This is a genomic window from Lancefieldella parvula, from assembly GCF_963530955.1.
Taxonomy (GTDB): domain Bacteria; phylum Actinomycetota; class Coriobacteriia; order Coriobacteriales; family Atopobiaceae; genus Lancefieldella; species Lancefieldella parvula_A.
In genome coordinates this window covers 22,407-29,631 of the sequence record NZ_CAUSFQ010000007.1, presented here as the reverse complement: position 1 = coordinate 29,631, position 7,225 = coordinate 22,407, and the positions used below count along the sequence as shown (strand labels likewise).

General features: G+C 47.4%; 8 protein-coding genes and 1 tRNA gene. All 9 read left to right on the top strand.

The features are described from left to right. Positions 1-166: 166 nt before the first annotated feature. The gene (gene hpf, locus RWJ43_RS01395) at positions 167-757 is read left to right on the top strand and encodes a ribosome hibernation-promoting factor, HPF/YfiA family (protein ID WP_198014322.1); all 591 of its coding nucleotides are present in this window, start codon (positions 167-169) and stop codon (positions 755-757) included. Beyond that, positions 747-1,775, top strand: a complete 1,029-nt coding sequence (locus tag RWJ43_RS01390) for a DegV family protein (protein WP_314006912.1) — start codon at positions 747-749, stop codon at positions 1,773-1,775. The genes hpf and RWJ43_RS01390 overlap by 11 nt, the downstream gene beginning before the upstream one ends. Before the next feature lie 75 nt (positions 1,776-1,850). Then, positions 1,851-2,915 (top strand): NAD(P)-dependent oxidoreductase, encoded by a 1,065-nt coding sequence (locus tag RWJ43_RS01385; protein WP_314006909.1) that lies wholly within the window; start codon positions 1,851-1,853, stop codon positions 2,913-2,915. Between the two features lie 25 nt (positions 2,916-2,940). After that, positions 2,941-3,723: an NYN domain-containing protein gene (locus RWJ43_RS01380; RefSeq protein WP_035434886.1), complete on the top strand. Its 783-nt coding sequence runs from the start codon at positions 2,941-2,943 to the stop codon at positions 3,721-3,723. Between the two features lie 28 nt (positions 3,724-3,751). Beyond that, entirely contained in the window at positions 3,752-4,438 is a 687-nt protein-coding gene (locus tag RWJ43_RS01375) for a hypothetical protein (protein ID WP_051479315.1), read from the top strand. Between the two features lie 133 nt (positions 4,439-4,571). Further along, a complete protein-coding gene (locus RWJ43_RS01370) occupies positions 4,572-5,420 on the top strand; it encodes a hypothetical protein (RefSeq protein ID WP_314006903.1) in 849 nt (282 codons plus the stop codon). Positions 5,421-5,433: 13 nt separating this feature from the next. After that, positions 5,434-6,624, top strand: coding sequence for a purine-nucleoside phosphorylase (locus RWJ43_RS01365; protein ID WP_314006900.1), 1,191 nt, complete (start codon positions 5,434-5,436; stop codon positions 6,622-6,624). A gap of 57 nt (positions 6,625-6,681) precedes the next feature. Then, positions 6,682-6,757: transfer RNA gene (locus RWJ43_RS01360), tRNA-Thr, on the top strand. A gap of 119 nt (positions 6,758-6,876) precedes the next feature. Next, the gene (locus RWJ43_RS01355; RefSeq protein WP_035432322.1) at positions 6,877-7,194 is read left to right on the top strand and encodes a glutaredoxin domain-containing protein; all 318 of its coding nucleotides are present in this window, start codon (positions 6,877-6,879) and stop codon (positions 7,192-7,194) included. Positions 7,195-7,225: the final 31 nt, after the last annotated feature.

Genomic DNA, 7,225 nt, shown 5'->3' with positions numbered 1-7,225 from the left:
CAGCTACATCTTCCTCTGAGCAAAATTAATCGCGCATAAAGAGAAATAGTCTCTAACCGTTTACCGCTCAATTCAACTTTTTATGGAATGATTGACCGACAAATGGGTATTGTTGTTATACAGACATCAGTTAGAAGATGTCTCGTGTATCCGATAGGAGGCTCCTATGGTGGACATCAAGATTTCGGGACGCAAGGTAAGCATTTCTGAGGCTTTGCACACACACGTAGATCAGAAAATCGGTGATGCTCTTAAAGTATTTGACATCACTCCTATGTCTTGCGATGTAGTTCTTAGAGTAGACAAAAACCCATCAAATCCAGATAGAAAGACAGCTGAGGTTACGGTATTTGTTCGTAACAATGTTGTTCGTGTCACTGCTAGCTCTGACGATATGTATGTGGCTATTGATGAAGCAGCAGAAAAAGTTTCCAGACAGCTGCGTAAGTACAAGACAAAAGTTGTTGAGCGCCGTCATCATGTAAAGTCTGAGCGCGGAGTTGCTCTTACACAAGAAGATCTTGCCAATCTCATTGAGATTCCAGCTGAAGATCTTGATGACCAGCTTGTTCGCGAGAAATACATTGATCTTGAGCCCATGACGGAAGAGGAGGCGCTTGTCCAAACTGACCTTCTCGGCCATGATTTTTATGTCTTTGTTAATTCTTCTACTGGTTTGACTAATGTCATCTACCATCGTAAAAATGGTGGTTATGGAATTATCAAACCTAAGATTGAGGAACAGGATGTTCAATAAAAAAGATAAAGCCGAAGAAGAAATCAGCGAGGTTGCCTTTGAAGATCTTGAGCCTACTGAGCTTTCAGCTGCATATCATAAGCCCAGTAACGTTCGAATCATCATGGACTCTTGCGCAGACTTTGCTCCAGGAATTGCTGAACAACTAGGTGTTGATATCATCCAGTTCCCTTATGTGGGACCAGATGGAGAGCACTATGATGACGGCTGGAAGAGCATCAGTGCACATGAGTTCTTTGAGGGCATGCGCAAAGACAAAAAGCTGCGCTACACCACCTCTGCAATTACTCCTGGTCATTACCTCGAGGTCTTTGAGCGTGCTGCAAAGCAGGGCACTCCAACGGTATATCTTTGCCTTACCTCTGCACTTTCTTCATCCTACTATGCAGCTGAACAAGCAGCAGATATGGTAAGAGAGAAATACCCAGACTTTGAGATTTACGTAGTCGACAATGGTGCACCTTCGTCCGCAGCTCAGCTTTTGGGTCTTGAAGCAGTACATCAGGCTAATAAGGGTCTCTCGGCAAAAGAGATTGCCGAGTGGGCGCAAGATGCGCGTAACTATATACATGGCTACTTAACACTTGAGACCTTGGATGCTCTTGCTGCGGGCGGTCGCATTCCTGCTGCTGCAGCAAATATTGGTGGCAAGCTTGATGTAAAGCCAGAGCTTACCTATGACTCAACAGGAGCCCTTACCGTCAAGACAGTGTGCAGAGGCCGTAAGAAGGCACTCAAGTCTCTTATCCAGGACTTTAGAGATAGCTATTCTCATGACACCTCGCTTCCTGTTGGCATTATTTCTGCAGACGCACAGAAGGACGCTAATTGGCTTGAGGCTCAGATTCGTAAAGAGAAGGGCTGCGAGGGACTTACCATTATTCATAGCCAGGTAGGACCAGTCATTGGTGCTCACGTTGGCCCAGGCATGGTAGCTATTGTCTTCTGGGGCACTGATCGCCGCGAGAAGCTTTCGCTTTCTGACAGAATTGCTAACAGGGTTCGTAAATCTAATTAACGGGTACAAGGTATGGGGTCGCTCTTTGGAGCGGCCCCAGTTTGTATATTTATTTCAGTCTGAAAGGACTCATACATGGCACTGAGCAAGAATGCAAAGGTTGCTTTTATTGGAACAGGCATTATGGGCGCTCCTATTGCGGAGCACCTTATTTCTGCTGGCTATGATGTTACTGTTTACAACAGAACACCAGAGAAAGCACAAAAGCTTGTCTCGTTGGGCGCTCACGCTGCAGAGAGTGTGGCAGATGCTGCAAAAGACGCTAACGTTGTCTTTACCATGGTTGGTTATCCAACTGATGTTGAAGATGTTTACTTGGCAACAGATGGTCTTATCCGCGTTGCTAAGAAGGGCGCATACCTTATTGATCTGACCACTTCTTCATCTCAGCTTGCTCGTGATATTCACGATGCTGCTGAGGTTGAGGGAAAGCATGCCTTTGACTGTCCAGTTACGGGCGGCCAGAAGGGTGCTCAGGACGGTACTCTTACGCTGATTGTTGGCGCAACTGAGCACGATATTGAGCCAGTACGCGCTCTTCTCGAGACCTTCTCGGCAAAGATTTTCTGCATGGGTGGTGCTGGTAAGGGTCAGACAGCAAAGCTTTGTAACCAGGTATCCCTTGCTTCTTGCATGATTGGCTATGCAGACGCAATGGCCTTGGCAGAGCAGGGTGGACTTGACGTTGAGCAGATGCTTGAGGTTGTTGCTAGTGGCATGGGTTCTTCTCGCGCACTTAAAGAGCTTGCTCCTAAGTCGCTTGAGGGAGACTTCCAGCCAGGATTTTTGGCTGAGCACTTCCGCAAGGATATTGCGCTTGCTCTTGCTCAGTCTGAGGACCTTGAGATTACCCTCCCTGGTGCAGAGACTGCCTTTACCCTGTATGACATGCTCTGCCAGATTGGTGGCGCTCGCAAGGGCACTCAGGCAATCTCACTGCTTTATGCTGATGAGGCTACGAGCACTGCAGCTGGTCTTGACTGGTCACTTCTGGAGAGCCAGGAAGATGAGGGTGAGCACGAGTGCTGCTGTGGCCACGACCACGAAGATGGTGATCACGAGTGTGAGTGCCATGGTCACGGACATCATCATGAGCATAAAGGTCACGAGCACGGTCATGACGGCCACTGCTGCCACTAAGTGTTAACCGCAAAGGACCCCGATTATGAGTGATATTTCTACTCCTCAGAGCTCTATTGCGGTTTTCATCGATTATGAAAATTTGGCACTAGGAACAGGCAAAAGAAAGAGAAACGGTCATCAAGAGCCAGGCCATCTTCCAGAGATGAAGCTCATTATGGAGAGGCTTGTTGATAAGGGACGCATTACTGCCAAGCGTGCATACTGCGATTGGCAGCGCTTTCCAAATGCTATTACACCCCTGCATGAGCTTGGTATTGAGCTCATTGAGATTCCAGATAGGGCTTATACCGGCAAGAACTCTGCCGATATTAGACTTGCGGTAGACGCTGTTGAGATGTGTCTTACTAAAGACCACATTGACACCTTTGCTGTGCTTTCTGGTGACTCGGACTTCTCGCCACTCGTGGCAAAGCTTAAAGAGGCTGGTAAAACAGTCATTGGCGTTGGTATGAAGGAGTCTACCAGCTCGCTTCTTGCTGAAGTTTGTGACGAGTTTATCTTCTACGAGGATATTTTGAGTTCTGGCAGAATTCCTGACTTTAAAGAGAAGGTACCTGTCGAGAAACACGACTGCTATCAGCTCTTATTTGAGACTATTGAGTCTTTGGAGCGCGAAAGCGAAACATTTATTTATGCGTCTCGTTTAAAAGAGACTATGCGAAGGAAGCGTCCACAGTTTGCTGAGGCGACTTATGGATATCGTTCGTTTACTTCTCTTTTACGTGAAGCATCGAGCCTTGGATTTATTAAAATTCATGAGGATCAAAAAAGCGGCACCGTTGTCGTAGACGGATTTAGAGAATAAAGGGTGTTTTAGAGAGGATTTAGGTTTCATGGCAGAAAAGAAAGAAACTGCTCAGAAGCCAAAAAAGGCTTCAACTAAGGCAACCGCAAAAGCGGGCTCTACAAAGGCGCCAAAAGAAGAAAAGCAACCTGCTAAGAAGGCTACTAAAAAGCCAACTATGGCACAGATGAAAAAAGTGAATGCACTGGTCATTGCTTTGTCTGATGCTAGTAGGCGCGCTCGTCAAGACGCATCTCATGAGCTTGCGGAGCTGGCCCATATTGCTCCTCTTGCCTTTGAAGAGCACATTGATTCTCTTATTGATGCACTGTATAGGCCAGAAGCACAGACTCGTTGGGAAGTGCTTGATGCGCTTGCCAATCTGAGCGCTCACTTTGGTGACCAGGTCTTTAAGGCATTTGATGCTGCTGAGGCTTCTCTGTTTGACGATGACTCAGCAACGGTGCGCCTGGCAGCATTTTTGTTCCTCTGTCAGTACGGAGCAACTTCTGCAAAGCATTCTGATGAAGCATGGCCACTTCTGGATGAGGCGGTCCAGTGCTATCACGGAGATGCTGAGTACCATGACATGCTCCAGGGTCTTCTCGCCTTAGCACACGGAACTATTTCTAAGGACGTGAAGAAAGCACTGTCTCAGCGCATGAAGTTTGATGCAGAAAATGCCACTGGATACATCAAACAGTATTCGGAAGAGATTGTTGCAGCTACCAAATAGTTTGTTTTGCATGTAAACGACTGTGTGCAAACGGGGGAGTTTACTGGTTGTATGTTTTATGCATGCTAATAAGAGTAAACTACAGGTTTGTATTATGTACGCATAGTTGCATTAAGCGATGAAAGGCAAGGATATGCCATCTATTGATGTAAAAAAGAACTCAAAGATCTTTATCGGAGTAGGCGCAGTTGTATTGTTTGCTCTTGGTATTGTCATCGGTCGCTTCCTTCTGGGCGGTGGCGGAGCTACTGGTTCTTTGAACGGTCGCACCACACTTTCTGAGGGTGAGCTCAACACTCCTATTGCTTCTTATACCTACAACGGTCAGACCAAAGAAGTAACTGCTCGTGAGGTTATTGAGAACACTTCTGGTCTTGACGCAGCAAAGCAGTCTGACGGCACCTATGCTGTTCCAGCAGCCGATAAGATCATTGGCTATGTTCGCAATGCTCTTGTTGTTGCTGAGGCTCAGAGCAAGGGTATTACCGTCACTGATGACGAGGTCAACAATTACATGCAGACCAACTTCAAGACTACTGATGTTAGCCAGGTTGCTTCTGCATACAAGCTCTCTGAAGATGTTGCAAAGAAGCTCATCCATGATGCTGTCATCATGAAGAAGTATCGTGATAGCGTTCTGACTACAACCCTTCCAGATGCTCCACAGGCTCCAACTGCACCTGAGGATGGCAACTCTGAGACCACAAGTCAGGAGTACGCTCAGTACATCATTGGTCTTGCTGGCGATGAGTGGGATGCTACGAACAACACTTGGGCTTCCCAGGACGGCGATTACTACAAGCAGCTCTCTGCTTATTCAATCTCCAAAGACTCTGCTTCTTATGCAGCTGCTCAGACCGCTTATCAGGTTGCAATGAGCAAGTACTCTGCTGTTGCAAGCAAGGCTTCTCAGGAGTGGTCACAGAAGATCAACGAGATTCTTGGTAAGGCATCTATTGCTGTTTACTCTCTTGCTCTCTAGGATCTGAAAAGCAATGAAAGTTGCTATTAGCGCTTGTTTACTTGGCCTCCCCGTCAGATATGACGGAGGGGCCAAGCCTGTTTCTGCAGTACAAAAACTGGCAGAAAAAGTAAACGTCACAAAGATTTGCCCCGAGACGTCCTCAGGTCTTCCTGGGCCTCGTCCGCCCGCGGAACAGCGAGAAGGACGTGTTTGGCTCAAGGATGGCTCGGATGTTACAGAAGATTTTGAACGTGGATCTAAGATTGCTCTTAGCGCTGTTACGTCTTCTGACATCACGCTCGCCGTTTTGAAGGCAAAGAGCCCGTCTTGTGGCGTGCATGAGATTTATGATGGTACGTACTCAGGAAAGCTTGTTTCTGGCGAGGGAACACTTACTCGTCACCTCTTAGAGGAGGGGATTTGCGTGGTTACCGAGAAAACCATTGAGAATGTAAGCCCATCTGTTGAGCATCCCGTTGCTCTTATTTTGGGAACCGGACTTGGTCATCTTGCCGATCTGGTAAAGCCAGTTCGTCGTATTGATTATCGTGACATTCCAGGTTTCCCTGTTGACGCTTCTCCTATGGCAGGTCACAGCTTTGAGGCAACCATTGGTACTATCGATGGTGTGCCTGTAGTTGTCTATCCTGGCCGCGTTCACCTCTATCAGGGCTATTCCGCCGCTGAGGTAACCTCTCTTGTTCAGCATGCTCATCACCTAGGCTGCAAAGACATTATTTTTGCAGGTGCAACGGGTGCTGTTTCTGGAAACGCAAAGACTGGCCTTGGCGTTATTACTGATCAGATTAACCTCACGGGAACCAATCCGCTTGCAGAGTGGGCAGGCCTTCGCGATGTTGAGACCCCATTTGTAGATATGAATGATGCCTTCTCGCCTTATCTAAGAACGCTTGCGCGTGGCGTAGCGGATGACCTTAAGATTGAGCTCAGCGAGGGTGTTTTTGCTGGTCTTTTGGGACCAAACTTTGAGACTCCAGCAGAGGTTGCTATGCTTCGTAGCTTTGGCGTCTCATACGTTGGTGTTTCTACAGCTCTTGAGGTTATTATGGCCCGAGCTCTTGATATGAATGTGTTGGCTCTGACGCTTGCTGCAAATCCAGCTGGTGCTCATGGAACTACGCATAAGAGTGTTCAAGAGGCATCCGAGAAGTACGCAGATGATCTTGAGCGTCTTGTTCGTGGTGTTCTCGGGCTTCTTTAGTATTTCTGCTTGAATAATACAGGGCTTCCCCGTATAGTTGTTAGCGCGCTTTTGTACGCCAGCATAGCTCAGTTGGTAGAGCACCGCTCTCGTAAAGCGGGGGTCATCAGTTCGATCCTGGTTGCTGGCACCATCAATTACTAAATAGCCGCCTTGTGCGGCTATTTTTATGCCTATCTAAATCCATGTGAAACAACTACGCTATGGTGGGTATAGACAAAGTAGTAGTAATTACTAACAAAAGGAGTTTTTATGGCTACTCAGAATCTTGAGCTTTTCTATAAGCCAACCTGCCCATACTGCCACAAGGTTATGTCCTTCATGGAGCAGAACAACATTGAGCTTCCTATGCATGACATTGTTGCTGATGACGCAGCTCGCGAGCGCCTCATTGAGGTTGGTGGCAAGCGCCAAGTCCCATGTCTGTTCATTGACGGCAAGGCAATGTATGAGTCCGGCGACATCATTAACTACCTCTCCGAGGTCTTCCATGTTTCTGGTTCAAACGATGATTCAGATGACGGCTCTGCAGCAGCTGCTTGCACTATCGGCGGCGCCTGCTCCTTCTAAGCTCATTGTCGAGAAACCCCTCTAGCAGACG

Bases quoted from the DNA above. Each gene is read 5' to 3' on its own strand.
- hpf (WP_198014322.1), top strand. From the start codon at position 167: ATGGTGGACATCAAGATTTCGGGACGCAAGGTAAGCATTTCTGAGGCT.
- RWJ43_RS01390 (WP_314006912.1), top strand. From the start codon at position 747: ATGTTCAATAAAAAAGATAAAGCCGAAGAAGAAATCAGCGAGGTTGCC.
- RWJ43_RS01385 (WP_314006909.1), top strand. From the start codon at position 1,851: ATGGCACTGAGCAAGAATGCAAAGGTTGCTTTTATTGGAACAGGCATT.
- RWJ43_RS01380 (WP_035434886.1), top strand. From the start codon at position 2,941: ATGAGTGATATTTCTACTCCTCAGAGCTCTATTGCGGTTTTCATCGAT.
- RWJ43_RS01375 (WP_051479315.1), top strand. From the start codon at position 3,752: ATGGCAGAAAAGAAAGAAACTGCTCAGAAGCCAAAAAAGGCTTCAACT.
- RWJ43_RS01370 (WP_314006903.1), top strand. From the start codon at position 4,572: ATGCCATCTATTGATGTAAAAAAGAACTCAAAGATCTTTATCGGAGTA.
- RWJ43_RS01365 (WP_314006900.1), top strand. From the start codon at position 5,434: ATGAAAGTTGCTATTAGCGCTTGTTTACTTGGCCTCCCCGTCAGATAT.
- RWJ43_RS01355 (WP_035432322.1), top strand. From the start codon at position 6,877: ATGGCTACTCAGAATCTTGAGCTTTTCTATAAGCCAACCTGCCCATAC.